24 protein-coding genes, 1 pseudogene and 1 riboswitch are annotated in these 22,213 nt (G+C 73.7%); of the genes and pseudogenes, 3 read left to right on the forward strand and 22 right to left on the reverse strand.

Going from position 1 to position 22,213, the window contains the following annotated elements:
• The first annotated feature begins 33 nt into the window (after window positions 1-33).
• Together AC0I8G_RS06885 and AC0I8G_RS06890 are read left to right on the forward strand one after the other, a co-directional pair.
• The gene (locus AC0I8G_RS06885) at window positions 34-1,302 is read left to right on the forward strand and encodes a GNAT family N-acetyltransferase (RefSeq protein ID WP_471729267.1); all 1,269 of its coding nucleotides are present in this window, start codon (window positions 34-36) and stop codon (window positions 1,300-1,302) included.
• On the forward strand, window positions 1,284-1,868 hold the full coding sequence (locus AC0I8G_RS06890) for a nucleoside/nucleotide kinase family protein (RefSeq protein WP_471729268.1): 585 nt from the start codon (window positions 1,284-1,286) through the stop codon (window positions 1,866-1,868). Before AC0I8G_RS06885 ends, AC0I8G_RS06890 begins: the two co-directional genes overlap by 19 nt.
• Here AC0I8G_RS06890 and AC0I8G_RS06895 read toward each other — a convergent pair.
• The 13 genes and pseudogenes from AC0I8G_RS06895 to def form a co-directional block, all read right to left on the reverse strand.
• Window positions 1,865-2,320 (reverse strand): PH domain-containing protein, encoded by a 456-nt coding sequence (locus tag AC0I8G_RS06895; protein WP_471729269.1) that lies wholly within the window; start codon window positions 2,318-2,320, stop codon window positions 1,865-1,867. The two genes, AC0I8G_RS06890 and AC0I8G_RS06895, sit on opposite strands and share 4 nt — an antisense overlap.
• Window positions 2,321-2,328: 8 nt before the next feature.
• Window positions 2,329-3,174 (reverse strand): ATP phosphoribosyltransferase, encoded by an 846-nt coding sequence (hisG, locus tag AC0I8G_RS06900; protein WP_328295937.1) that lies wholly within the window; start codon window positions 3,172-3,174, stop codon window positions 2,329-2,331.
• 10 nt (window positions 3,175-3,184) lie between these two features.
• Window positions 3,185-3,448, reverse strand: a complete 264-nt coding sequence (locus AC0I8G_RS06905) for a phosphoribosyl-ATP diphosphatase (RefSeq protein ID WP_380156636.1) — start codon at window positions 3,446-3,448, stop codon at window positions 3,185-3,187.
• Window positions 3,449-3,601: 153 nt separating this feature from the next.
• Window positions 3,602-4,087, reverse strand: coding sequence for a 6,7-dimethyl-8-ribityllumazine synthase (ribH, locus tag AC0I8G_RS06910; protein ID WP_471729270.1), 486 nt, complete (start codon window positions 4,085-4,087; stop codon window positions 3,602-3,604).
• Between the two features lie 32 nt (window positions 4,088-4,119).
• A pseudogene (gene ribB / locus AC0I8G_RS06915) lies at window positions 4,120-4,698 on the reverse strand (3,4-dihydroxy-2-butanone-4-phosphate synthase); the annotation flags it as partial.
• Between the two features lie 29 nt (window positions 4,699-4,727).
• Window positions 4,728-5,357, reverse strand: coding sequence for a riboflavin synthase (locus AC0I8G_RS06920; RefSeq protein WP_471729271.1), 630 nt, complete (start codon window positions 5,355-5,357; stop codon window positions 4,728-4,730).
• Window positions 5,338-6,426 (reverse strand): bifunctional diaminohydroxyphosphoribosylaminopyrimidine deaminase/5-amino-6-(5-phosphoribosylamino)uracil reductase RibD, encoded by a 1,089-nt coding sequence (gene ribD / locus AC0I8G_RS06925; RefSeq protein WP_471729272.1) that lies wholly within the window; start codon window positions 6,424-6,426, stop codon window positions 5,338-5,340. The genes AC0I8G_RS06920 and ribD overlap by 20 nt, the downstream gene beginning before the upstream one ends.
• A 191-nt stretch (window positions 6,427-6,617) precedes the next feature.
• Window positions 6,618-6,744, reverse strand: a riboswitch (FMN riboswitch).
• A gap of 54 nt (window positions 6,745-6,798) precedes the next feature.
• Window positions 6,799-7,464 (reverse strand): ribulose-phosphate 3-epimerase, encoded by a 666-nt coding sequence (gene rpe, locus AC0I8G_RS06930; protein WP_328295931.1) that lies wholly within the window; start codon window positions 7,462-7,464, stop codon window positions 6,799-6,801.
• Window positions 7,465-7,547: 83 nt separating this feature from the next.
• A complete protein-coding gene (locus AC0I8G_RS06935; protein WP_471729273.1) occupies window positions 7,548-8,591 on the reverse strand; it encodes an alpha-hydroxy acid oxidase in 1,044 nt (347 codons plus the stop codon).
• Window positions 8,592-8,671: 80 nt separating this feature from the next.
• Window positions 8,672-9,448: an isocitrate lyase/PEP mutase family protein gene (locus AC0I8G_RS06940; RefSeq protein WP_471729274.1), complete on the reverse strand. Its 777-nt coding sequence runs from the start codon at window positions 9,446-9,448 to the stop codon at window positions 8,672-8,674.
• Window positions 9,449-9,510: 62 nt separating this feature from the next.
• Window positions 9,511-10,971, reverse strand: coding sequence for an RsmB/NOP family class I SAM-dependent RNA methyltransferase (locus tag AC0I8G_RS06945; RefSeq protein ID WP_471729275.1), 1,461 nt, complete (start codon window positions 10,969-10,971; stop codon window positions 9,511-9,513).
• On the reverse strand, window positions 10,968-11,888 hold the full coding sequence (fmt, locus tag AC0I8G_RS06950) for a methionyl-tRNA formyltransferase (RefSeq protein WP_471729276.1): 921 nt from the start codon (window positions 11,886-11,888) through the stop codon (window positions 10,968-10,970). The genes AC0I8G_RS06945 and fmt overlap by 4 nt, the downstream gene beginning before the upstream one ends.
• A complete protein-coding gene (def, locus tag AC0I8G_RS06955) occupies window positions 11,888-12,433 on the reverse strand; it encodes a peptide deformylase (RefSeq protein ID WP_328295926.1) in 546 nt (181 codons plus the stop codon). The genes fmt and def overlap by 1 nt, the downstream gene beginning before the upstream one ends.
• A gap of 198 nt (window positions 12,434-12,631) precedes the next feature.
• On the opposite strand from def, the gene AC0I8G_RS06960 reads away from it, so the two are divergent.
• Complete coding sequence (locus AC0I8G_RS06960; RefSeq protein ID WP_380256296.1) at window positions 12,632-12,928, forward strand: DUF6458 family protein; 297 nt, start codon at window positions 12,632-12,634, stop codon at window positions 12,926-12,928.
• Window positions 12,929-12,943: 15 nt separating this feature from the next.
• Here the strand turns inward: AC0I8G_RS06960 and AC0I8G_RS06965 are convergent, their stop codons facing one another.
• The 9 genes from AC0I8G_RS06965 to AC0I8G_RS07005 all read right to left on the reverse strand — a co-directional run bounded on the left by AC0I8G_RS06965 (window position 12,944) and on the right by AC0I8G_RS07005 (window position 22,172).
• Window positions 12,944-13,954 carry an aldo/keto reductase family protein gene (locus tag AC0I8G_RS06965; RefSeq protein WP_471729277.1) on the reverse strand — a complete coding sequence of 337 codons (1,011 nt, stop codon included), beginning with the start codon at window positions 13,952-13,954 and terminating at the stop codon, window positions 12,944-12,946.
• A 38-nt stretch (window positions 13,955-13,992) separates the two neighbouring features.
• On the reverse strand, window positions 13,993-16,053 hold the full coding sequence (locus tag AC0I8G_RS06970) for a primosomal protein N' (RefSeq protein WP_471729278.1): 2,061 nt from the start codon (window positions 16,051-16,053) through the stop codon (window positions 13,993-13,995).
• A 13-nt stretch (window positions 16,054-16,066) separates the two neighbouring features.
• Window positions 16,067-17,269 (reverse strand): methionine adenosyltransferase, encoded by a 1,203-nt coding sequence (metK, locus tag AC0I8G_RS06975; protein ID WP_471729279.1) that lies wholly within the window; start codon window positions 17,267-17,269, stop codon window positions 16,067-16,069.
• A gap of 26 nt (window positions 17,270-17,295) precedes the next feature.
• Window positions 17,296-18,555 (reverse strand): bifunctional phosphopantothenoylcysteine decarboxylase/phosphopantothenate--cysteine ligase CoaBC, encoded by a 1,260-nt coding sequence (gene coaBC, locus AC0I8G_RS06980; RefSeq protein ID WP_471729280.1) that lies wholly within the window; start codon window positions 18,553-18,555, stop codon window positions 17,296-17,298.
• Window positions 18,552-18,818 carry a DNA-directed RNA polymerase subunit omega gene (gene rpoZ / locus AC0I8G_RS06985; RefSeq protein ID WP_328295920.1) on the reverse strand — a complete coding sequence of 89 codons (267 nt, stop codon included), beginning with the start codon at window positions 18,816-18,818 and terminating at the stop codon, window positions 18,552-18,554. The genes coaBC and rpoZ overlap by 4 nt, the downstream gene beginning before the upstream one ends.
• 34 nt (window positions 18,819-18,852) lie before the next feature.
• On the reverse strand, window positions 18,853-19,440 hold the full coding sequence (gmk, locus tag AC0I8G_RS06990) for a guanylate kinase (protein WP_471729409.1): 588 nt from the start codon (window positions 19,438-19,440) through the stop codon (window positions 18,853-18,855).
• Window positions 19,437-19,787 carry an integration host factor, actinobacterial type gene (gene mihF / locus AC0I8G_RS06995; protein WP_471729281.1) on the reverse strand — a complete coding sequence of 117 codons (351 nt, stop codon included), beginning with the start codon at window positions 19,785-19,787 and terminating at the stop codon, window positions 19,437-19,439. Before mihF ends, gmk begins: the two co-directional genes overlap by 4 nt.
• A 179-nt stretch (window positions 19,788-19,966) precedes the next feature.
• Window positions 19,967-21,763 carry an ExeM/NucH family extracellular endonuclease gene (locus AC0I8G_RS07000; protein ID WP_471729282.1) on the reverse strand — a complete coding sequence of 599 codons (1,797 nt, stop codon included), beginning with the start codon at window positions 21,761-21,763 and terminating at the stop codon, window positions 19,967-19,969.
• Window positions 21,764-21,890: 127 nt separating this feature from the next.
• Window positions 21,891-22,172: a hypothetical protein gene (locus AC0I8G_RS07005; RefSeq protein WP_380156664.1), complete on the reverse strand. Its 282-nt coding sequence runs from the start codon at window positions 22,170-22,172 to the stop codon at window positions 21,891-21,893.
• Window positions 22,173-22,213 lie beyond the last annotated feature (41 nt).

A 22,213-nucleotide genomic window follows, 5' to 3' on the forward strand; every position in this document is an offset into this window, starting at 1 on the left:
CCGCGTCGGGGCCCGACCGCTACGGTGGCGGGCATGAGCGTGCTCGAGGAGACCCTTCCGCTGAGCTCGGTCGACCCGGGCGACCGGGACGCCCTGCGCGCCTGGTACACCTCCAGCCGGGCGGCCTTCCTCGAGGCCGCCCCCACCGAGGCCGACCTCGACGAGCGGTCGAAGGCCATCGCCGCGCACCGCCTCACCGCCGTCCGCGACGGTGAGCGGTTCGTCGCGACGCTGCGGACCTTCGACTCCGAGCTGACGATGCCGGGCGCCGGTCCGGTGAGCGTCGACGCGGTCTCCACGGCGACCGTCCTCGCGACCCACCGCCGGCGGGGGCTGCTGACGCGGATGCTGACGGCGGACCTCGAGCGCGCCCGGCTCGCCGGGCACGCCTTCGCGACGCTCATCGCGGCGGAGGCCCCGATCTACGGCCGGTTCGGGTTCGGCGCCGCGACCCGGGCGACCAGCCTGGCCATCGACAACACCCGGGTGCGGTTCCGCGACGACGCGCCGGCGGCGAGCGGGTCGCTGGAGTTCGTCACCGGAGCGCTCGACGAGGCGGCCCTGGTCCACGACGCGGCGCGGCGGTCCCGCCCGGGTGGCCTGCACCGCGACGCCGCCTTCTGGGAGGCCGCGAACCGCCGGGGCGCGGGGCGCTGGATCGGGACCCACGGTCACGCGGTGCTGCACCGCGACGAGCGCGGGGCCGCCGACGGCTACGTCGTCTACGAGCTGCGCGACGAGTCGGTGGGGCGCGTCGTCACCGGTACGACGACGGTCCTGGACCTGACGGCGACGACGCCCGCCGCCTACCGCGCGCTCTGGGAGTTCGTGACCTCGATCGACCTGGTGCGCACCACCCGGGCCAAGGACCGGCCCGTGGACGAACTGCTGCCGCACCTGCTCCTCGATCCCCGTGCGGTGCAGACCGGGCCCGTGGACGACTTCGCGTGGCTGCGCGTCCTCGACGTCCCGGGTGCGCTGGCCGCACGGCGCTACCTGGGCTGCGGGACGCTGGTGCTGAAGGTCGTGGACCCGCTGGGGCTGGCCGACGCGACGGTCTCCCTGCACGTCGCCCCGCAGCGCTGCGGCGCCGACGGGTGGGTCTGCGCCGAGATCACCACCACCGACGCGGCGCCCGACGTCGTGCTGGGGGTCGGGGAGCTGGCCTCGCTCGTGCTCGGCGGGACCTCGGCGGTGGCGTTGCACCGCGCGGGACGCCTCGACTGCTCCGCCGCGGACGCGTTCGCCCTACAGACGCTCTTCGCGACGCCCGAGGCCCCCTGGTGCCCCACGTGGTTCTGACCGCCCGCTCGACCACCGACGTCGTCGACGAGGTGGTCGCCCTGTTGGCGGCGACGCCGGTCCCACCCGCCGGTCCGGTGGTGGTGGCGGTCGACGGCCGGTCCGGGTCGGGCAAGACCGACCTCGCCGACGTCCTCGCGGCCCGCGTCGGGGCGGTCGTGGTGCACATGGACGACCTCTACCCGGGGTGGTCCGGTCTCGCGGCGTCGGTGCGGCTGCTGGGCCGGGTCCTCGACGGTCTGCGTTCCGGCGCGTCGACGACCCACCCGGTCTGGGACTGGGCCACGGCCGCCTACACCCGCGAGGTCGTCCTCCCCCGGGCGGGGACCGTCGTGGTCGAGGGGGTCGGGTCGGGCTGCGCCCGGCCCGTGGACCTGCTAGTTCGCCTGGAGGCCGACCCCGACGTCCGACGCGACCGGGCCCTGACCCGGGACGGGGCGACGTTCGAGGCGCACTGGGACGCGTGGGCCGCTCAGGAGGCGGAGCTGTTCTCGCACGAGCCGTTCCGTGCCGACGTCGTCTTCACGTCCGACACCACGGCGGGCGGGGAACCGGCCTGGCGCTAGTCGACGTCGGGGCGCGGCGCGTGCGCCTCGACGAGGCGGGCCAGGCGCCGCGCCTCGGTCTGGGCGAACTCGCCGTCGGCGCGCTGGACGGCCATGACCGCGAGGTTCTCGCCGTCGTCGAGGTCGAGGGTGAGCCACGGCTCGGCCCCGCCGAAGCGGACGGCGACGACCGCGCCCCAGGCCACCTGCCGGGTGAAGACGACGTTGCGGACCTCGAGGCCGTCGGCGGTCACCCGGGCGCGGACCGCGACGAGGCGGACGAGGACGCCGGCGAGCAGCACGGCGAAGACGACGGCCGAGACGGTGTCCTGGCCGGTCCACCCGGACTGCGGCGAGAACGTGAGCAGGATCGACATCCCGACCATCACGACGACGACGCCCACGGCGAAGACCAGTCCGACGACCCGCGCCCGGCGCGGGCGGAACGGGGACTCCGGGACCGCACTCGGCACGGGGGGCGTCACAACCGGCAGGCGTGGATGCTGGTCACCAGGATCGCCCGCGCACCGAGGTCGTAGAGGTCGTCCATGACCTGGTTGGTCGCCGCCTTCTTCACCATGGCGCGTACCGCCACCCAGTCCGGGTTCGCCATCGGCGACACCGTCGGGGACTCCAGCCCCGGGGTGATCGCGCAGGCCTCCTCGACGATCGACTTCGGGCAGTCGTAGTCGACCATCACGTACTGGCGGGCGACGAGGACCCCGCGCAGCCGACGCACCAGGACCTCGACGGCCGGGTCGAGCGGGGCGTCGGCCCGGCGGACGAGGGTCGCCTCCGAGGACATGATCGGCTCACCGAAGATCTCGAGCCCGGCGGCGCGCAAGGTGGTCCCGGTCTCGACGACGTCGGCGATCACGTCGGCGATGCCGAGGGCGACGGCCGTCTCCACGGCCCCGTCGAGGTGCACGATGTCGGCGGTCACGCCGTGCTCGGCGAGGTGCTTGCCCAGCAGGCCGGAGTAGCTGGTCGCGATGCGGCGGCCCTGCAGGTCGCTCACACCCTCGGCGACCCCGGGGCGGCCGGCGAAGCGGAAGGTGCTGCGGGCGAACTCCAGCGGCAGGATCTCCGACGCCGGCGCGTGGGAGTCCAGCAGCAGGTCACGACCGGTGATGCCGACGTCGAGGGTCCCCGAGCCGACGTAGAGCGCGATGTCGCGCGGGCGCAGGAAGACGAACTGCGCGGAGTTGTCCGGGTCGTCGAGGATGAGTTCCTTCGCCTCGCGGCGCTGGTTGTAGCCGGCCTCGCGCAGCATGGCGCTGGCGGCCTCGGCGAGAGAACCCTTGTTGGGGACGGCGATGCGCAGCATGGTGGGTTCCTCAGAGGTGGGCGTAGACGTCGTCGAGGGTCAGTCCGCGGGAGATCATCAGCACCTGCAGGTGGTACAGCAGCTGGGAGATCTCCTCGGCCGTCCGTTCCCCGGACTCGTGCTCCGCAGCCATCCACACCTCGGCCGCCTCCTCGACGACCTTCTTGCCGATGGCATGGACCCCGGCGTCCAGTTCCAGCACCGTCCCCGACCCAGCGGGTCGGGTCAGCGCCTTGTCGCTCAGCTCGGCGAACAGGGCGTCGAAGGTCTTCACGTGCACGGAGTCTAGGTGGTGGCGCCCCGCTTTCCTGCCACCCCCTGGCGGAGCCGGCCGGGTGGGATCGTTGCCTCCCCGAGGACCCCCAGCGACCTCGGGGAGGCAACGATCCCACCCTGCGATCCGACCTCGCGATCCCACCCGGCGGGGTCAGCCCTTCGGGAGGGGCGCGACGTCGCGCAGGGCGACGACGGTCTCCAGGGCGGCGAGGACGGCTTCGGCGCCCTTGTCCTCGCGCGAGCCGCGCAGGCCGGCACGGTGCAGCGCCTGCGCCTCGGTGTCGACGGTCAGCACCCCGAAGCCGATCGGGACGCCGGTGGTCACCGCGACCTGGGTCAGCCCCGAGGTCGCCGCGTCGCAGACGTACTCGAAGTGGGGGGTGCCCCCGCGGATGACGACGCCGAGGCAGACGACGGCGTCGTAGCCCGCCCGGGCGAGGCGGGAGGCGGCGACGGGCAGCTCGAACGCTCCGGGCACCCGCACCTCGGTGACGTCGGTGACGCCCGACGCCTCCAGTGCGCGGCGCGCCCCCGCGACGAGGCCGTCCATGGTCTCGGTGTGCCACCGGGCGGCGACGACCGCGATCCGCAGCCCGCTCCCGTCGACGGTGATCTCCGGACTTCCGTCCCCGCTCATCTGTGCTCTCCCTCGGGTGCAGCTGCGGTCAAGTGAGCCCGCAGATCGGCGATCGTCAGCACGGGCAGGTCGAATTCCTCACCCAGAGCGACGATCTGGTCCCAGCGTGACATCGATCCGTCGTCTTCGACGAGCTCCGAGATGAGCCCGACCGGCGCGAGCCCCGCCAACCGGCAGAGGTCGACGGCGGCCTCGGTGTGTCCGGGCCGTTCCCGCACCCCACCGGGACGGGCCCGCAGCGGGAACACGTGCCCGGGTCGGATCAGGTCCGAGGGGGCCGAGGCCGGGTCGGCGAGGACGCGCGCGGTGCGGGCCCGGTCGGCGGCGGAGATGCCGGTCGTGACGCCCACCGCCGCGTCGCAGCTGACGGTGTAGTCGGTGCGGTAGGAGTCCTCGTTGCGCTCGACCATCCGCGGCAGCCCGAGGGCGTCGGCGCGCTCCGCGGGCATCGGCGCGCAGATCATCCCGGAGGTGTGCCGCACGGTCCAGCCGACCCACTCGGGGGTGGCGAGCTCCGCCGCGAGGATCGCGTCGCCCTCGTTCTCGCGGTCGGCGTCGTCGGTCACCAGGACGGGTCTCCCCGCGCGCAACGCGTCGAGGGCCGCGGCGATGGTCCGGTCGAGACCCACCGTCGGGGCGTTCACGCGGACACCTGCGCGGACCGGTCGAAGGCGTTGAGGCGCTCGACGTACTTCGCCAGCACGTCCACCTCGAGGTTGACGGTGGCCCCGACCGGTTTGCGACCCAGGGTCGTGAGGTCCAGCGTCGTGGGGATCAGCGAAACCTCCAGCCACGGTTCCCGCTCCTCGACGGGACTCACCCCGGAGACGGTCAGCGAGGTCCCGTCGAGGGTGATGGACCCCTTCTCCACGACGTAGCGGGCGAGGTCGGCCGGGATCGCGACCCGCACGACCTCCCACGCCTCCCCCGGCGTCCGCACGGCGATGGTGCCGGTGCCGTCGACGTGGCCCTGGACGATGTGCCCGCCGAGGCGGCCGTGGGCGGCCATCGCCCGTTCCAGGTTCACCCGACGCCCCGCGGCGACGTCGTGCAACGAGCTGCGCACCAACGACTCCTGCATGACGTCGACGGTGAACGTCCCCGGTTCGGGCTGGTCGACCACGGTCAGGCACACCCCGTCCACCGCGATCGACGCCCCGTGCACGGCGTCGGACACGACCAGCGGACCGCGCACGGTCAGCCTCGCCGACTCCGCACCGAACTCCACGGCGACGACCTCGCCGATCTCCTCAACGATCCCGGTGAACACCGAAGGCCTCCTGCAACTCGTGGCTGGTCTGACTGGGCTGGTACTGCGGTGGAACGTCACGGCCGAGCGGCCGGGCGACGATGCGGACGTCGTCGCCGACCAGGTCGACGGAGGTGGTCCGCAGGCGGGCGATGTCGGGCATCCCCCGGATCCCGAGGTCGCCGACGGCGGCGGGACCGGCGCCGAGCAGGGCGGGGGCGAGGTAGCAGACGACCTCGTCGACGAGACCGGCCGCGAGGAACGCGGCCGCGAGCGCCGGGCCGCCCTCGAGCAGGACGGTCCGGACCTCGCGGGCGGCGAGCTCGGCGAGGACGATGTGGGGGTCGCGGGTGCGGACGTGGAGCAGGTCCGCATCCCCGTCGAGGAGTCGCGCTCCGGGCGGCAGGTCGCGCAGTCCGGCGACGACCCGCAGCGGCTGCGGCCCGCGGACGACGCCGTCGCGCCGCACGGTGAGCGAGGGGTCGTCGGCGAGCGCGGTCCCGGTCCCGATCAGGACGGCGTCGTGCTCGGCCCGCAGCCGGTGCACGTCGGTCCGGGCCGTCGCGGAGGTGATCCAGCGGCTGCTCCCGTCGGCGGCGGCGGAGCGCCCGTCGAGGGTCGAGGCCCACTTCCAGGTCACCCACGGTCCGCCGCGGCCGACGGCGGTGGCCCAGCGTTCGTTGAGGGCCCGGGACTCCTCTCCCAGCAGGCCGACCTCGACGTCGACCCCGTGCGCGGTGAGTTCGGCGATGCCGCCGGCAGCGTGCGGGTTCGGGTCGGGGGTCGCGACGACGACGCGGGTGATCCCGGCGGCGAGCAGGGCCCGGCTGCACGGCCCGGTGCGCCCGGTGTGGTTGCACGGCTCCAGGGTGACGATCGCGGTCGCCCCCGCGGCGGAGGTGCTGAGCGCCTGCAGCGCCACGACCTCGGCGTGCGGAGAGCCCGCACCGTGGTGGTACCCCTCGGCCAGGGTCGTGCCGTCGGGGGCGAGGATCACGCACCCGACCCGGGGGTTGGGTCCGTGCGTGGGTCCGCGCGCGGCGAGCTCGAGGGCGCGTCGCATCGCGGCGAGTTCTGCTGCTGGTGCCACCACCGGTTCCTGCCTCTCGGACGGTCCGACGAACGGACCCCGGAGGGGTGCACACAGGGGGGCGACGACGGGTCGGCGACGGAGCATCCCCGGAGGGGTGCACCGCGGCGGACCGTCGACTCGGGCGTCGTCGGAGGGACCGGCACGCGCGTCAGCAGAGGACGGCGACGACGGCTCGCACCGACGACACCGCGCGCTGCCTCCCATCCGGACTCTCACCGTCGGCCCCGGAGTTCCACCGGATCAACCACCTGCCGAAGCAGGGGCTCGCGGACTGTCACCGCCGGCTCGGACTTCCACCGACCCCGGAGCACGCGTGTCGTGCGGTCTAGCTGTTGGTACTGCTGGCGGCAGTGTGCCACGCGGACCCGGTCAGTGCCTGCAGGCCCCGGCGGCGAGGTTCCTGAGCGTCCCGATCGCGGCGGCCGCGTCCTGCGCCCCGTAGACCGCGGACCCGGCGACGAAGACGTCGGCGCCGGCGTCGGCGGCCCGTTCGATCGTGTCCGCGGAGACCCCGCCGTCGACCTGCAGCCGGACGTCGAGGTCACCGATGGCGGCCCGTGCGCGGCGGACCTTCGGCAGGGTGACGTCGAGGAAGCTCTGCCCGCCGAACCCGGGTTCGACGGTCATGACGAGGATCATGTCGAACTCGCCGAGGAGGTCGACGAACGGCTCGATCGGCGTCGAGGGCCGCAGCGCGATCCCCGCACGACCGCCCGCCGCGCGGATCTCGCGGGCCAGCTTCACCGGGGCGATCGCGGCCTCGGCGTGGAAGGTGACCCCCGCCGCGCCGGCCTCGGCGTAGGCCGGCGCCCAGCGGTCCGGGGCCTCGATCATCAGGTGGCAGTCCAGCGGGATCGGCGAGACTCGTTGCAGCGCTTCGACGATGGGCAGCCCGAGCGTCAGGTTGGGCACGAAGTGGCCGTCCATGACGTCGACGTGGGCCGCGTCGGCGGTGGAGATCCGCTGCAGTTCCGCCTCGAGGTTGGCGAAGTCCGCGGACAGGATGCTGGGGTTGATCTGCACGGTGCTCGACACCCGCCGAGGGTAGCCGCCGCGCTCGGGATCGTTGCCTCCCCGGTGTCGTCCAGCGGGACCGGGGAGGCAACGATCCCCCCGCGTCAGCGGCGGACGACGACGTCGCGCGGCGCGAGGTCGTGCACGGAGCCGATCCCCATCTGACGCAGGGTGGTGACGAACTCCGCCTGGTAGGTCGCGAGCACCGCGGCGACCCCGTCGGCCCCGTCGGCGGCCAGACCCCACATGACCGGGCGGCCGATGTGGACGGCCTTGGCGCCCAGGGCGATCGCCGCCGCGGCCTGGGCTCCGCCGCGGATGCCGGAGTCGACGTGCACCTCGACCTCGGACCCCACCTCGGCGAGGATCTCGGGCAGTGCGTACGCGGAGGTGACGGAGTTGCCGAGGCGGCGACCGCCGTGGGTGGAGACGATGATCCCTTCGGCCCCGGCGTCGACGCAGCGGCGCGCGTCACGGGCGGTCAGCACGCCCTTGCAGAGCACCGGCAGGCCCGAGGTCTCGGCGAGCCAGCCGATGGTGTCGGGGGTCAGGTCGAGGGCCATGTCGGTGTCGGCGCCGAACCGGTCGAGCTCGTCGGCGGTGAGGTTCGCGGTGCGGTTCTTGCGCGGGCCGGCGGGCCAGTTGCGCGGGTCGATCGCCGGGATCTCGCGGCCGATCGGGGTGGTGTCGACGGTGAGGATGAGGGCCCCGGCCCCGGCCTCGGCGGCGCGCTGGACGAGCAGGCGCGTCGCCTCGCGGTCGCGCGCGACGTAGACCTGGTACCACCAGGGCGCGCCCTGGGCGGCGATGTCGGAGAACGTCGCGCCGGTGTTGGTGGAGACCCCGAGCAGGGTCCCGGCCTTGGCCGCCCCCTGGGCGGTCAGCACCTCGCCCTCGGGGCGGGCACCGACCTGCTGGGCCATCGGGGCCACCAGGATCGGGGCCGCGACCGGCGTCCCGAGGACCTGGGTGGCGGTGCTCTGGATCGACGCGTCGCGCAGCACGCTGGGCCGCAACCGCAGCGCGTTCCAGTCGGCGATCCCCTCGCGTCCGCAGGAACCGTCGCCGGCGTAGGAGTGGTAGTACTCCGACACGTAGTCCGGCAGCACGGCGTCGGCGCGGTGGGCGAGGTCTTCGATCCAGGTCACGGAACTCATCCTCGCCCACCGGCGCTCACGGGTGTGACCGCTCCCGGCGATCCGGGAGCGATGTCACCGGTTCGGCGTCACTAGTTCAGCGGTCGGGTGCCCTCGGGGATGCCGCCACCGGCGTAGATCCCGCGGGCCGCGTCCTGCAGGGCGGTCAGCGCGACCCGCTGGGTCAGCGGACCGTAGGTGATGCGCGCGACGCCCAGCTCCGCGAGGCGGGCCTGGTCCGGCAGGCTCGGGAACCCGATGACCGACAGCTTCTGCGGGCCGAAGGCGGCCACGAGCTGCGTGACGGTGTCCTCGTCGAGCATGCCCGGCACGAAGACGGTGGTGGCCCCGGCGGCGAGGTAGGCCCGGCCGCGTTCGATCGCGTCGGCCAGGACGACGTCGGCGGGTCGGTCGCCGCCCTTGGCGAACGCGTCGGTGCGGGCGTTGAGGACGAACGGGACGCCCTCGGCCTCACCGGCGGCGATGATGGCCTCGACGTTGGCGACGGAGTCGGCCAGCGGTCGCAGCTGGTCCTCGACGTTGGCGCCGACGACGCCCACGCCGATGGCCTTGCGGACGGTCTCCCCCGCGTTGCCGTAGCCACCGTCGAGGTCGGCGGAGACGGGCAGGTCACCGGCGGCGACGACGATGCGCTCGACGAGCGAGAGCGCGAGGTCGAGCGGGATCTGCTCGCCGTCGCCGTAGCCGAAGGTGGCGGCGATGGAGTGGCCGGCGGTGGCCAGCGCCTTGGTCTGCGGTTCACCCGCGACGACGGTGGCGGAGACCGCGTCCCAGACGTTGACCAGGACGAGGAGTTCGGGATCGGCGTGCAGCTGCCGCAGTCGTGCGGCCTTCTCGGCGGAGTTCACCCCCGAAACCTCCCACGCCCCCTCCGCCCGGGCGCACCGGCCCCGCCTCCCGTCGGGTGGGATCAGCTGACGCGGCGCAGCAGCGCGACGTGCATGGCGTCCGTCCCGTGCGTGTGCGGCCACAGCTGCACGGCCTGACCCGCTGCGGCGGAAGGCATCCCAGGCACCACCCGCTCGAGCACCGCCGGGGTGTCGAGACGTTCGACGAGGACCCCGCGCTTCTTCGCGGCCTTCACCGCGTCGTCGACGACGAGGCGGGTCTCGCTCAGCACCGGCGAGCACGTCGCGTAGGCGACGACCCCCCCGGGGCGGACCGCGTCCAGCGCCGAGGCCAGCAGCTCGCGCTGCAGCGGACCGAGCTCGCCGAGGTCGGCGGGCGTGCGGCGCCAGCGGGCCTCCGGGCGGCGGCGCAGGGCTCCGAGGCCCGTGCAGGGCGCGTCGACGAGCACCCGGTCGTAGCTCGCGGGTTCCTCGGATCCGACGGTGCGCCCGTCGCCGACCCGGACCTCGACCTCGCCGGGGATCGCGGTGAGGGCCTGGCGCACCAGGTCGGCGCGGTGCGGGGCGAGCTCGACCGCGGTCAGCGCGGCTCCCCGCCCGGCGGCCGTCGCGGCCAGCAGGGCCGCCTTGCCGCCCGGCCCGGCGCACAGGTCGAGCCAGCGCTCGTCGCGCCCCTCGACGTCCGCGGCGGCGAGCACCAGGGCGACGATCTGCGACCCCTCGTCCTGCACCCGGGCCCGCCCGCCGCGCACCGAAGGCAGCTTGCCCGGGTCGCCGTGGACGAGCTGGACCGCCGTCGGCGCCCAGCGGCCGGGGACGACCTCGAGGAAGGACGCCTTCCCCACGAGGTCCTCGGGTTCGGACAACCCCGGCAGGGCGGCGACGGCGACCTGGGCGGGGGTGTTGTCGGCGGTGAGCAGGTCCTCCAGCTCGCCCACCTCGTGCCCGTGCGCCTTCAACGCCTCGCGCAGGCTGCGCACGATCCACTGCGGGTGGGAGTAGCGCAGCGCGAGGTCGTCGTCCTCACGACCGGTGCTCGCGACCTCCGCGATCCAGGCGTCGAGGTCACGGCCGGCGGCGCTGCGCAGCACGGCGTTGATCAGGCCGGACGGCCCGCCGCCCACGACGTTGCGCGCGAGCGCGACGGAGGTCGCGACGGCGGCGTGGTCGGGGACCCGCATGGCCAGCAGCTGGTGCAGGCCCATGCGCAGGATGTCCAGGACCCCGGCGTCGAGCTCGGCGAAGGGGCGGTCGACGAGCGTGGCGAGCAGCGCGTCGTAGGTGCCCTGACCGCGCAGGACGCCGTAGGCGAGTTCCGTCGCGAACGCGGCGTCGCGGCCGTTCAACTTCCTCGCGCGCAACAGCTTCGGCAGCACGAGGTTGGCGTAGGCGTCGTCCCCGGACACCGCGCGCAGCACCTCGTAGGCGACCTTGCGCGACTCGTCGACGCGGGTGAAGCGGTCCTGCTTGACCCCGGTGCGCGGGGTCTGCTGCTGACCTGTTCCCAGTTTCGGTCCGGTCACGAGAACTCCTCTTCCGGCTCCGGCCGGATCCCACGCGCCCAGTCGGTCGCGTTCATCGCCTTCTTGCCCGCGGGCTGGACGGTGCCCAGCGCCACGGAGCCCTGGGCAGAACCCACCAGGACCCGTTTCCTCTCCACCACGATGCGCCCCGCGGGCACGTCCTCCGGGCCCGGGACGAGCGGGCCGACCTTGACGCGGTCGCCGCGGAACGTCGTCCAGGCGCCCGGTTCGGGGGTGCAGCCGCGGACCCGGCGGTCGATCTCGGCGGCGCTCGCCGTCCAGTCGATCCGGGCCTCCTCGACGCTGATCTTCGGCGCCAGCGACACCCCCTCGGACGGCTGCGGGACGGCGTGGGCGGTGCCGTCCTCGATCGCGTCGAGCACGTCGACCAGCAACGCGGCCCCGCGCTCCGCGAACCGGGACAGCAGGTCCCCCGACGTGTCGGTGGGGCCGACGGGATCCGCGAACGAGGCGTAGACCGGACCGGTGTCCAGCCCCTCCTCGAGCTGGAAGACGCACGCGCCGCTGACGTCGTCACCGTTCATCACCGCGCGCTGCACGGGCGCCGCTCCGCGCCAGGCGGGCAGCAGCGAGAAGTGCAGGTTCAGCCAGCCGAAGCGCGGGACGTCCAGCGCCGCGCGCGGCACCAGGGCCCCGTAGGCCACGACCGGGCAGGCGTCCGGCGCCAGCTCGCGCAGCTGGGCCAGGAACTCCTCACCGCGCGGCTTCACCGGTTGCAGGAGCGGGAGTCCGACCTCGCGGGCCCGCAGCGCCACGGGCGAGGCGGCGTGGCGACGGCCGCGACCGGCGGCCGCGTCGGGACGGGTGAGCACGGCCACGACCTCGTGCCGGCTGGCGAGCAGCGCGTCGAGGGCGGGGACGGCGACGTCGGGGGTTCCGGCGACGACGAGGCGCACTACCTCGCCTGACCGAAGGTGTCGTGCGGGGAGACCTTGATCTGCGGCGTCTCCAGACCCAGCCACTCGGCCTCGCGCACGGCCTTCAACGCCAGCTTGCGCTGCGGTTTGTCGAGGCGGTCGATGAAGAGGATGCCGTCGAGGTGGTCGGTCTCGTGCTGGATGGCCCGCGCCTTGAACTCCGAGCCGGAGATCGTGACCGGTTCACCGTGCATGTCGAAGCCCTTGGCCACCACGTGCAGGGAACGCCGGGTGTCGGCGACGATCCCGGGGAACGAGAGGCAGCCCTCGTCACCTTCCTGGCACTCCTCGGAGAGGTCGAGGACGGGGTTGATCAGGTGCCCGATCTCGTCGTCGGCGTTGTAGGTGAACACGCGCAGCGACACCCCGAGCTGCGGGGCCGCGAGCCCCGCCCCGGGGGCGGCGAGCATCGTCTCCTCGAGGTCCTTGACGAGCTGCCGCAGCTCCTTGTCGAAGGTGGTGACCTCCTCCGCGCGCTGGCGGAGGACGGGGTCCCCGAAGAGTCGGATGGGCTGGATCGCCACGAGGCTCCCTGGAAGTGGAACGGCTGGGTGCGGCGTCGAGTCTACGGGCCAGTGGTGACCGTCGACGACGACGCGCAGCCACGCCCCGTCGCGACCGGTGGCTCTGCGTGCTGCCACGGCCGCCTACGGAGGGACCCTCCTGCGGCGGGCGGGTGAGCCGGGGCGGGTTCCACCGTTGCGACCGCGGAGGGTGGGGTCGTGCGAACCGGAAACAGTTGCTGCCTGCTCACGATCGGCGCGATCCTCGCCTTCGCCGTGCACGTCGACCTCGACGTCGTCGACGTGGCGACGGTGGGGTGGATCCTCATGCTCGTGGCCGTGGTCGGCGCCTTCGTCGACCTCGCCGTGGTGCGCCCGCGCGCCCGGGCGGCACGGGTGGAGGCCGACCTGCGCCTGGCTTCCACCCGCCCCGTCGCCCGGACCCCGCAGACCTCGTGGTCCTCCTGGGACACCCGCGCGTTCACCCCGGTCCCGCGCCCCCACCAGGAGTCCTGAGCCCGGGCGCGGGGATCAGACCTCGCGCTGCTTGGGCGAGGACTCGTGGGTCTTGGCCGGGTCGCGCTCGACGACGTCACCGAGGACGGCGTCGATGCGGGCCAGCACCTCGGCCGGGATCGTCTTACCGGCCGCCCCGGCGTTGTCGGCGACCTGCTCCGGGCGCGAGGCCCCGATGATCGCGGTCGCCACGTTCTCGTTCTGCAGGACCCACGCCACGGCGAGCTGCGCCATCGAGAGGTCGAGTTCCGCCGCGATCGGCTTGAGCTCCTGCACCCGGGAGAGGACGTCGTCGCGCATGAACCGCTTGATCATGTCGGCGCCGCCCTTGGTGTCGGTGGCGCGCGAGCCCTCGGGCAGCTTGCCGCCCGGGACGTACTTGCCGGTCAGCACGCCCTGCGCGATGGGCGACCAGACCACCTGGGACACACCGAGTTCCTTCGAGGTCGGGACGACCTCCTCCTCGATGACCCGCCACAGCATCGAGTACTGCGGCTGGTTGGAGATGAGCTGGAAGCCGAGCTTCCCGGCCAGTTCGACGCCGGCGCGCAGCTGCTCGGAGGTCCACTCGCTGACCCCGACGTAGAGGACCTTCCCCTGCCGCACGAGGTCGGCGAAGGCCTGCATCGTCTCCTCCAGCGGCGTCGCGTAGTCATAGCGGTGCGCCTGGTAGAGGTCGATGTGGTCGGTCCCGAGGCGGCGCAGCGACCCTTCGCAGGCCTCCATCACGTGCTTGCGGGAGAGGCCGGTGTCGTTGTGCTGCTTGGGGCCGATGGGGCCGAAGACCTTGGTGAGGATCTCCAGGGATTCCCGTCGCTGCCCCTTCAGCGCCTGCCCGAGGACGGTCTCGGCGACGGTGTTGGCGTAGACGTCGGCGGTGTCGAAGGTGGTGATCCCCGCGTCGAGGGCGGCGTGCACGCACGCGATCGCCGCCTCGTTCTCGACCTGGGACCCGTGGGTGAGCCAGTTGCCGTAGGTGATCTCGCTGATCTTCAGGCCGGAGCGGCCGAGGTGTCGGAAGTCCACGGGGGCGATCCTTCACCCGTCACGGCGATGGCGCGCGGTCAGCCGATCTGGAGGGGGTCCATGCGAACCCGCACCAGGGGCAGCTTGCGGACGCTGCGACCGGCGGTGACGTTCTTCACCGCGGCCGACAGCGCGGCCGACTCCGTCCGCGGCACGCGCACGACGCTGCGGACCATCGGTGCGTGACCGGGCCGGTCCGGCACGGGCAGGGGTCCGAGCACCCGCACCCCGGGCAGCTCGGGCAGCGCCTCGACGAAGTCCTCGACGTCGGCGGCGACCCCGATGAGACCGGCGAAGCGCGCCGCCGGGGGCAGGTCGAGCTCGCGGCGCTGGGCCAGCTCCCGTTCGGCGAAGCCCGCCGGGTCCCAGCGCACGAGGGCCTGCACCGCCGCGGCCTGGGGATCGGCGACGACCACGACCGCCCCACCCTCGGCGGCGGGACGGACCAGGGAGGCGGCGCTCGTCCAGCGCCGGAACGCCTCCTCCTGCGCGCGCAGGTCCGGGCGGGCCAGCAGGGCCCACCCGTCGAGCAGCAGCGCCGCGGCGTACCCGGTCGCCACGACCGGTTCGGCGCCCGGGGTGGAGATCACCAGCGACGGCTTGTCCGGCACGGTGTCCAGGACCTGCGAGCCGCCCGAGGTGCGGACGTCGACGCCGGGGAAGGCCCGGCCGAGCTCCTCGGCGGTGCGGCGGGCCCCGGTGACCACCGCCCGGAACCGGCCGTCGCCGCAGTTCGGGCACACCCAGTCCGTCGCCGGCCGGCCGCACCAGCGGCACGAGGCGCGCTCCCCCGCGTCGGTGACGGCGAGCGGGCCGTGACAGGACGTGCACCGGGCAGGATCGCGACACGTCTGGCAGGCCAGCGTGGGGACGTAGCCGGTCCGCGGCACCTGGACGAGCACCGGCCCGCGCCGCACGGCGTCGCGCAGCACCCGCCACCCGTCGGAGGGCAGTCGCGCCGCCGCCGCCAGCGGGTCCTGGGCGTCGAAGCCGCTCGTCCCGGCGACGGAGATGCGCGGCGAGGAGGAGCGGACGGTGTCGCGGGAGGCGAGGACGGGACGCGCCCAGCCGGACTCCAGCAGCAGCTGCGTCTCGGCGGTGCGGGTCCGGCCCGCGAACAGCGCGGCGGCGCCGGTCTGCTCGGCGCGCAGCACCGCGACCTCGCGGACGTGGGGGTAAGGGGCGCGCTGGTCGGCGTGGGAGTCGTCGCCGTCGTCGAGGACCGCGATGAGCCCCAGGTTGGGCAGCGGGGCGAACACCGCGGCCCGGGTGCCCGCGACGATCCGCGTGCGGCCGGTGAGGGCCTGCAGGAAGGCCCGGTAGCGCGGCGACGGTCCGGCGTCGGCCTCGAGGCGGACGTGTCCCTCCGGGACGATGCGCTTCAGCGCCTGCGACAACCGGTCGAGGTCGCGGTGGTCGGGGACGACGAGCAGCGCCGTCCGCCCCGAGGCCAGCGTCGCGCGTGCGGCGACCGCGAGCGCCGCGAACGGGTCCGTCCCCGGTGCGAAGGTGGCGACGGCCCGCGGTGACCCGCCGTCGCGGACGTGGGTGAGGAAGGCGGGTCCGGCGCTGTGGCGTTCCCACCCGTGCAGGTCCTCCCCCAGCACGACGGGTTCGTGCACGACGGGGTCGGCGCTCAGCACCGACTCCTCGGCGGCGGCGTGCCGGCCGGGAACGGCGAGGCGGACCACGTCGGACAGCGTCCCCGCGTACTCCGCGGCGACGCGTCGGCACAGTTCCAGCGTGGAGGGGGTGAGGACCGGCACGCCCGAGACCACGCGCCGCAGCCGGGCGAGGCGGCCCGGGTGCTCGCTCTCGGCGAGCCGCTCGAGGACGTACCCCTCGGCGTCGGTGCCCGCGAACGGGACGCGGACCAGGCGTCCCGGTTCGGCGGTGTTCTCCATCGACGCGGGCACGAGGTAGTCGAAGGGCCGGTCCAGGTGCGGCAGTTGCGAACTCACCAGGATTCGCGCGACCGGGTCGGTCTCCGCGACCCCCTCGAGGGTCTTCTTCCTCGCGGCCGGCTTCTTCTTCGCCGGAGCGACCGCGGGGACGCTCAGCCCGTCGAGCGCGGGCTGAGCGTCGTGGTCAGCGGACACGGTCGGGTGAGGGTCAGGCACCCGTCGCGGCGAGCAGCTGCTCGACCCGGTCGGTGCGCTCCCAGGTGAACCCGGGCAGTTCCCGGCCGAAGTGGCCGTAGGCGGCCGTCTGGGCGTAGATCGGCTGCAGGAGCTGCAGGTCGCGCACGATGGCCGCCGGACGCAGGTCGAACACGTCGCGGATGGCGGACTCGATGCGGGCGCGGGGGACCTTCTCGGTGCCGAACGTCTCCACGTAGAGCCCGACGGGCTGCGCCTTGCCGATGGCGTAGGCGACCTGGACCTCGCAGCGGGTCGCGAGACCGGCCGCGACGACGTTCTTCGCGACCCAGCGCATGGCGTACGCGGCGGAGCGGTCGACCTTCGAGGGGTCCTTGCCGGAGAACGCGCCGCCGCCGTGGCGGGACATGCCCCCGTAGGTGTCGACGATGATCTTGCGGCCGGTGAGACCGGCGTCGCCCATCGGGCCGCCGATCTCGAAGCGGCCCGTCGGGTTCACCAGCAGGCGGATGTCGGAGGTGTCGAGGTCGAGACCCTCCAGCACGGGTTCGATGACGAAGCGGCGCACGTCCGGGGTCAGCGTCTTGATCAGGTCCACGTCCGGCTCGTGCTGGGTGGAGAGCACGACGGTGTCGAGGCGGACGGCCTTGTCGCCGTCGTAGCCGACCGTCACCTGGGTCTTGCCGTCGGGACGCAGGTAGGGGATCTCACCCTTCTTGCGCACCTCCGAGAGCCGCTGCGAGAGCTGGTGGGCCAGGTGGATCGGCAACGGCATGAGCTCGGGGGTCTCGTCGCAGGCGTAGCCGAACATCAGGCCCTGGTCACCGGCGCCCTGCAGGTCGAGGGGGTCTCCCCCGCCGCCGTCCTGGCGGTTCTCCCACGCCGAGTCGACGCCCTGGGCGATGTCCGGGGACTGCGAGCCGATCGAGACCTCGACGCCGCAGGTACGGCCGTCGAAACCCTTCGCCGAGGAGTCGTAGCCGATGTCCAGCAACGTCCGGCGCACGATCGTGGGGATGTCGGCGTAGGCCTCGGTGGTGACCTCGCCGGCCACGTGCACGAGGCCGGTCGTGACCATCGTCTCCACCGCGACCCGGCTCCTGGGGTCCTGGGCCAGCAGCGCGTCGAGGATCCCGTCGGAGATCTGGTCGCAGATCTTGTCCGGGTGGCCCTCGGTGACCGACTCGGACGTGAACAGGCGAAGCGGGGTCGTCACGGGGCTCCAGTCTCCAAACGGGTCCTTCACGTCGTCAGTGTGACGGCGGACGTCAGCATAGGCACCACGGCGTCCCACACCGCGTCGGCCACGACGTCCTTGCTCGCCTCCGGCACCTCGCGCTCGGAACCGTCGGCGCCGAGGATCGTGACGGCGTTCGTGGGGGTCGCGAAGCCCTTCGCCTCCCCCACCTCGTTCAGCACCAGCAGGTCGCAGCCCTTGCGGGCCAGCTTCGCCCGGCCGTGCTCGAGGACGGTGCCGGTCTCGTCCCCCGTCTCGGCGGCGAACCCGACGATCACCGGTGCGGCGCCGGCGCGCGCGCGGACCAGCCCGGCGAGGACGTCGTCGGTGCGTTCGAGCACCACGACCGGGTCGCGGGCCGGGTCCTCGGACTTCTTGATCTTATTGCCGGCGCGGGTCGCGGGGCGGAAGTCGGCGACGGCCGCGGCCATCACGACGACGTCGGCGGAGGCGGCCAGGGCCCGGACGGTCTCCCCCAGCTCGGCGGCCGTCGCGACGTGGACGACCTCGACGCCAGCGGGGTCGGGGACCTCGACGTGCGCGGCGACGAGGGTCACGACCGCGCCCCGCGCGGCGGCGGCCGCGGCGAGCGCGACCCCCTGGCGCCCCGAGGAGCGGTTGCCGAGGAAGCGCACCGGGTCCAGCGGTTCGCGGGTCCCGCCCGCGGAGACGACGACCCGTCGCCCCGCGAGGTCGTAGGACCGCGGCCCGGAAGCCAGCAGGCGGCGGCAGGCGGCGGCGATGTCGGCGGGTTCGGGCATGCGCCCGGGGCCGGTGTCGGCGCCGGTGAGGCGACCGGAGGCCGGCTCCAGCACGGTGACCCCGCGCGAGCGCAGCAGCGCGACGTTGGCCTGGACGGCCGGGTTGAGCCACATCTCGGTGTGCATCGCCGGGGCCAGCAGCACCGGGCAGGTCGCCGTCAGCAGCACGTTGGTCAGCAGGTCGTCGGCGAGGCCGTGCGCCGCCCGACCCAGCAGGTCGGCGGTCGCGGGGGCGACGACCACGAGGTCCGCGTGCCGGCCCAGCCGGACGTGGGGGACCTCGTCGGCGTGACTCCAGACGTCGGTGGCGACCGGCTTCCCGGACAGCGCCTCCCACGTCGCGCGCCCGACGAAGTGCTCGGAGGCCGCGGTGGGCACGACGGTCACGTCGTGCCCGGACTCGGTCAGCTCGCGCAGCAGCAGCGCCGCCTTGTACGCGGCGATGCCTCCCGCGACCCCGAGGACGACGCGCGGGCCGTTCGCGGGGCCACGGGTGGTGCTCACTGCTGCTCGATCGGCTCCGACGTCAGCAGACCCTCGTTGATCTCACGCATGGCGACGGACAGCGCCTTCTCCTGCACGTGGGTCTCGACGAGCGGACCGACGTACTCCAGCAGGCCCTCGCCCAGCTGGGAGTAGTACGCGTTGATCTGACGCGCGCGCTTGGCGGCGTAGATGACCAGGGCGTACTTGGAGTCGGCGGCCGTCAGCAGGTCGTCGATGGGCGGGTTGGTGATGCCCTCGGGCGCTGCGACGGTTCCAGCCACGATGGTTCTCCTCGGTTCGAAAGCGTCCGGTCCATCACGCAGGGTGGACCGGTAGACCCATGCATCCTACGAGCTCGTCGGTCGCCCGGCGCACGTCGTCGTTGTAGATGGTCACGTCGAACTCCGGTTCGGCCGCCAGTTCGACCTTCGCGGTGGCCAGGCGGCGCTCGCGCTCCTCCTCCGACTCCGTCCCGCGACCGACCAGGCGGCGGACGAGTTCGTCCCAGCTGGGCGGGGCGAGGAAGACGAACTGGGCGTTCAGGCCGGTGACGGGGATCGACTCCCGGACCTGGCGGGCGCCCGCGAGGTCGATCTCCAGCAGCGCCGGTCGACCGGAGGCCAGCACGTCGGCGACGGGACGACGCGGCGTGCCGTAGCGGTGGCGGCCGTGGACGCGGGCCCACTCCAGCAGCTCGCCGTCGCGCACGTAGCCGTCGAAGACGTCCTCGGAGACGAAGTGGTAGTGCACCCCGTCGACCTCACCGGGGCGCTGGGCCCTGGTCGTCGCCGACACCGAGATCCAGACCTCGGGGTAGCGCGTGCGGAGGTCGGCGGAGACGGTGCCCTTCCCGACGGCCGTGGGGCCGGCCAGGACGGTCAGGCGCGGGGCCGCAGCGTTCAGGAGGGGCTCCCGGCGGCGTGGTCCGGGGAGCGGTGGTTCCCGAACCGGTCGACCAGGGCGGCGATCTGGTGCGCCCCGAGGCCCCGCACGCGGCGCGACTCCGAGATCCCGATCTCCTCCATGATCTGCTTCGCGCGGACCTTGCCCACGTTCGGCAACGACTCCAGCAGCGCGGAGACCTTCATCTTGCCCAGGACCTCGTTCTCCTGGCCGTCCTTGATGACCTCTTCGAGGTCGCCGCCGGTGTACTTCAGGCGGTGCTTCACCGCGGCGCGTTCCCGGCGGGCGGCAGCCGCCTTCTCCAGCGCAGCGGCGCGCTGTTCGGCGGTCAGGGGAGGCAGAGCCACGTAGTCACCTCGGGTCGTCCACTCGAGTTTCTGCGGTGTCGCCCGGTCGAGCGGACGAACACCAGGAGGAGTTCGGCTGAACCTATCCACCCTGTTCACAGCCCTGCAACGGGAGGGGGTCCCCACCCGCCCCGGGTGGTCCTCCCCGCGGGCTCCGGGAACGGGTCGCCGGGTCCCCGTCAGCGCTCCAGGTCGACGCCGATCACCAGGGGGTCGTGGTCGCTGGAGCGGTAGGGGTTCGCCGCGTACAGCGCCGGGTCCCCGTCGTACTCGTAGGCGAAGGACTCCACCGAGTTGACGTTCCAGTGCGCCACGCCGGTGATCTTCCGCGTCAGCTCCCGGGTGGCCAGCGCGTGGTCGAGAGAACCGGAGAGGGCGTCGAAGACGTAGCTGTAGCGACCGGCGTCGAACCTCGAGCCCAGGTCGGTGAACCCGTCGTGACGCAGTTCCTCGATCGGGTCCTCACGCGTGTAGGAGTTGAAGTCGCCCAGCAGGACGACGTCGGGGTCACCCGTGCTGCGGCGCAACCGGTCCGCGAACCCGGCCAGCGACGCGGCCTGGCGCACCCGGTCACCGTTCCAGGCTCCCTGCCCGTCGCCGGAGTCGGCGTCGTCGCCGACGGCGTCGTCACCGGAACCCTTGGACTTGAAGTGGTTCGCCACCACGGTGAACCGGTCGGTCCTCCCCCGCCCGACCTGCACGAAGGTCTGCGCCTGCGGTTCGCGGGCGTTGGACCAGACGCTCTCGTCGACGAGGCCGACGGGGGCGCCGAGCGCCCGGACGGTGTCGTCGCGGTACACGATGGCGCTGCGGATCGCGTCGCGCTGCACCCCGTACAGCTCGGCCGGCATCGGGACGTAGGACCAGTGCCCGCCGCCCGCCGCGTTCAGCCGGCGCGTGAGGTCGGCCAGCGCGGTGTCGGCGTTGCCGGGGGTGAGTCCGGTGGAGTCGGTGTCCTCGATCTCCATGAGGGTCACGACGTCGGCACCGAGGGCCCTGATCGCGGGGACGATCTTGGCGGCCTGGGCGTCGAGTCCCGCCTGGTCCGCGGCCCCCCGTGCGTCCGGGCCCGTGAAGGTCAGGAAGTAGTTCAGGACGTTGAAGGCCCCGATCTGCACGTCCCCGCCGACGCGGTCGGGGCGGCGTTCCCGGGTGTCCTGGGCCGTGAACACCCCGTCGGCGGTGCCGTCGGCGGGCTGCAACCGCCAGGCGTCGAACCCGTGGCCGAGGACGAGCGGTTCGCGGAACCGCACGACGTCGCCCACCCGGACGGGGGTGGTGGCCGAGAGGTAGGGCCGCTCCGTCGTGCTGGTGCGGGCGCTGGAGGCGTCGTCGAGGACGATGCTGGAGTTCGCGTTGTCCGTCGCGATGCGCTGCGCGCGGGGCGAGCCCGGGCGGGCCAGTTCGGTGGGCTGGACGAGCCGGCCGCCTTCGGAGAGCGTCAGTTCCCCGAAGCGGGTGAGGTCGTAGACCTCGCTGACCGTCAGCGTGTCGGCCGGGGCGACGAGCATGCCCTCGAGGCGCTCGCGGGCGGCGGGGTCGGCGGGGAGGTCCAGCTTCGCGGCCTTCGGCAGGTTCCTCGCCGATCCCTCGGCGCAGACGGTGGTGACGCCGCCGCGGGCCGAGACCTGGGTCTGCCCGGAGTACTCGCTCACCGCGCCGGTCGCGGTCACCGTGTCCCCGAGGTCGACCGCGGCGTCCGGCGCGTACACGAAGACGCCGTCGGAGGTCGCGCGGTCCCGGTCCCCGCCGTCCTGCAGGTAGAAGCCGGACAACCCGGGGACGTCGCCGACGACGGTCCCCCTCACGGTGACGGTCCGGCCGGCGAGAGGACTGACGTCGCCGCTCCCCTGGACGGCCCCGACGGCCTGCGTGGGCGCGGCGCAGCCGGTCGCCGCGGCGGGCAGGGCGGTGAGCAGTGGGCTCGCGACGACGAGGGCGAACGCGCCCCCGCTCAGCAGTCGGGCGTGGCGCATGAGTGGGTCCCCCCGGTCGGTTCCGTGATCGGGAGCAACCTAGCCACTCTCAGCAACCACACAACCACCTCACGGTGAACACCTCCCCCGACCCGCGATCTCGCGGGATTCCCCGCGGGATCACGGGTCAGAGAGGGGTGCCGCTCGCGGTGTCGACGGTCATCCGCTCCAGCCAGGCGCGGGCCTCCAGCGCGGCGAGGAGCTGCCGTTCGCCGCCCGCGACCCGCATCTCCGCCGGAGCGAGCTCGGCCACGGCCGCGACGGCCTCGCGCAGGATCGTCACCGGGTCCAGCGAGAGACCGCGCAGGAAGGCGCCGACCTGACGCCGCGCCTCGAGCTCGTCGTGACCGACCTCGACGGCCGTCACCGTGAGGGCCGCGAGTCCGCGGGCGATCTCCTTCGAGGGCATCAGCAGGTCTCGCCGGGGTGTCGCAGGAGCACCCGTCCATC

It is taken from the genome of Kineococcus sp. AC630 (assembly GCF_979255925.1).

Coding starts and splice junctions, on each gene's coding strand:
- AC0I8G_RS06885 (WP_471729267.1), top strand. CDS start 34: ATGAGCGTGCTCGAGGAGACCCTTCCGCTGAGCTCGGTCGACCCGGGC.
- hisG (WP_328295937.1), bottom strand. CDS start 3,174: ATGCTGCGCATCGCCGTCCCCAACAAGGGTTCTCTCGCCGAGGCCGCC.
- ribH (WP_471729270.1), bottom strand. CDS start 4,087: ATGAGCGGGGACGGAAGTCCGGAGATCACCGTCGACGGGAGCGGGCTG.
- AC0I8G_RS07000 (WP_471729282.1), bottom strand. CDS start 21,763: ATGCGCCACGCCCGACTGCTGAGCGGGGGCGCGTTCGCCCTCGTCGTC.
- AC0I8G_RS07005 (WP_380156664.1), bottom strand. CDS start 22,172: ATGCCCTCGAAGGAGATCGCCCGCGGACTCGCGGCCCTCACGGTGACG.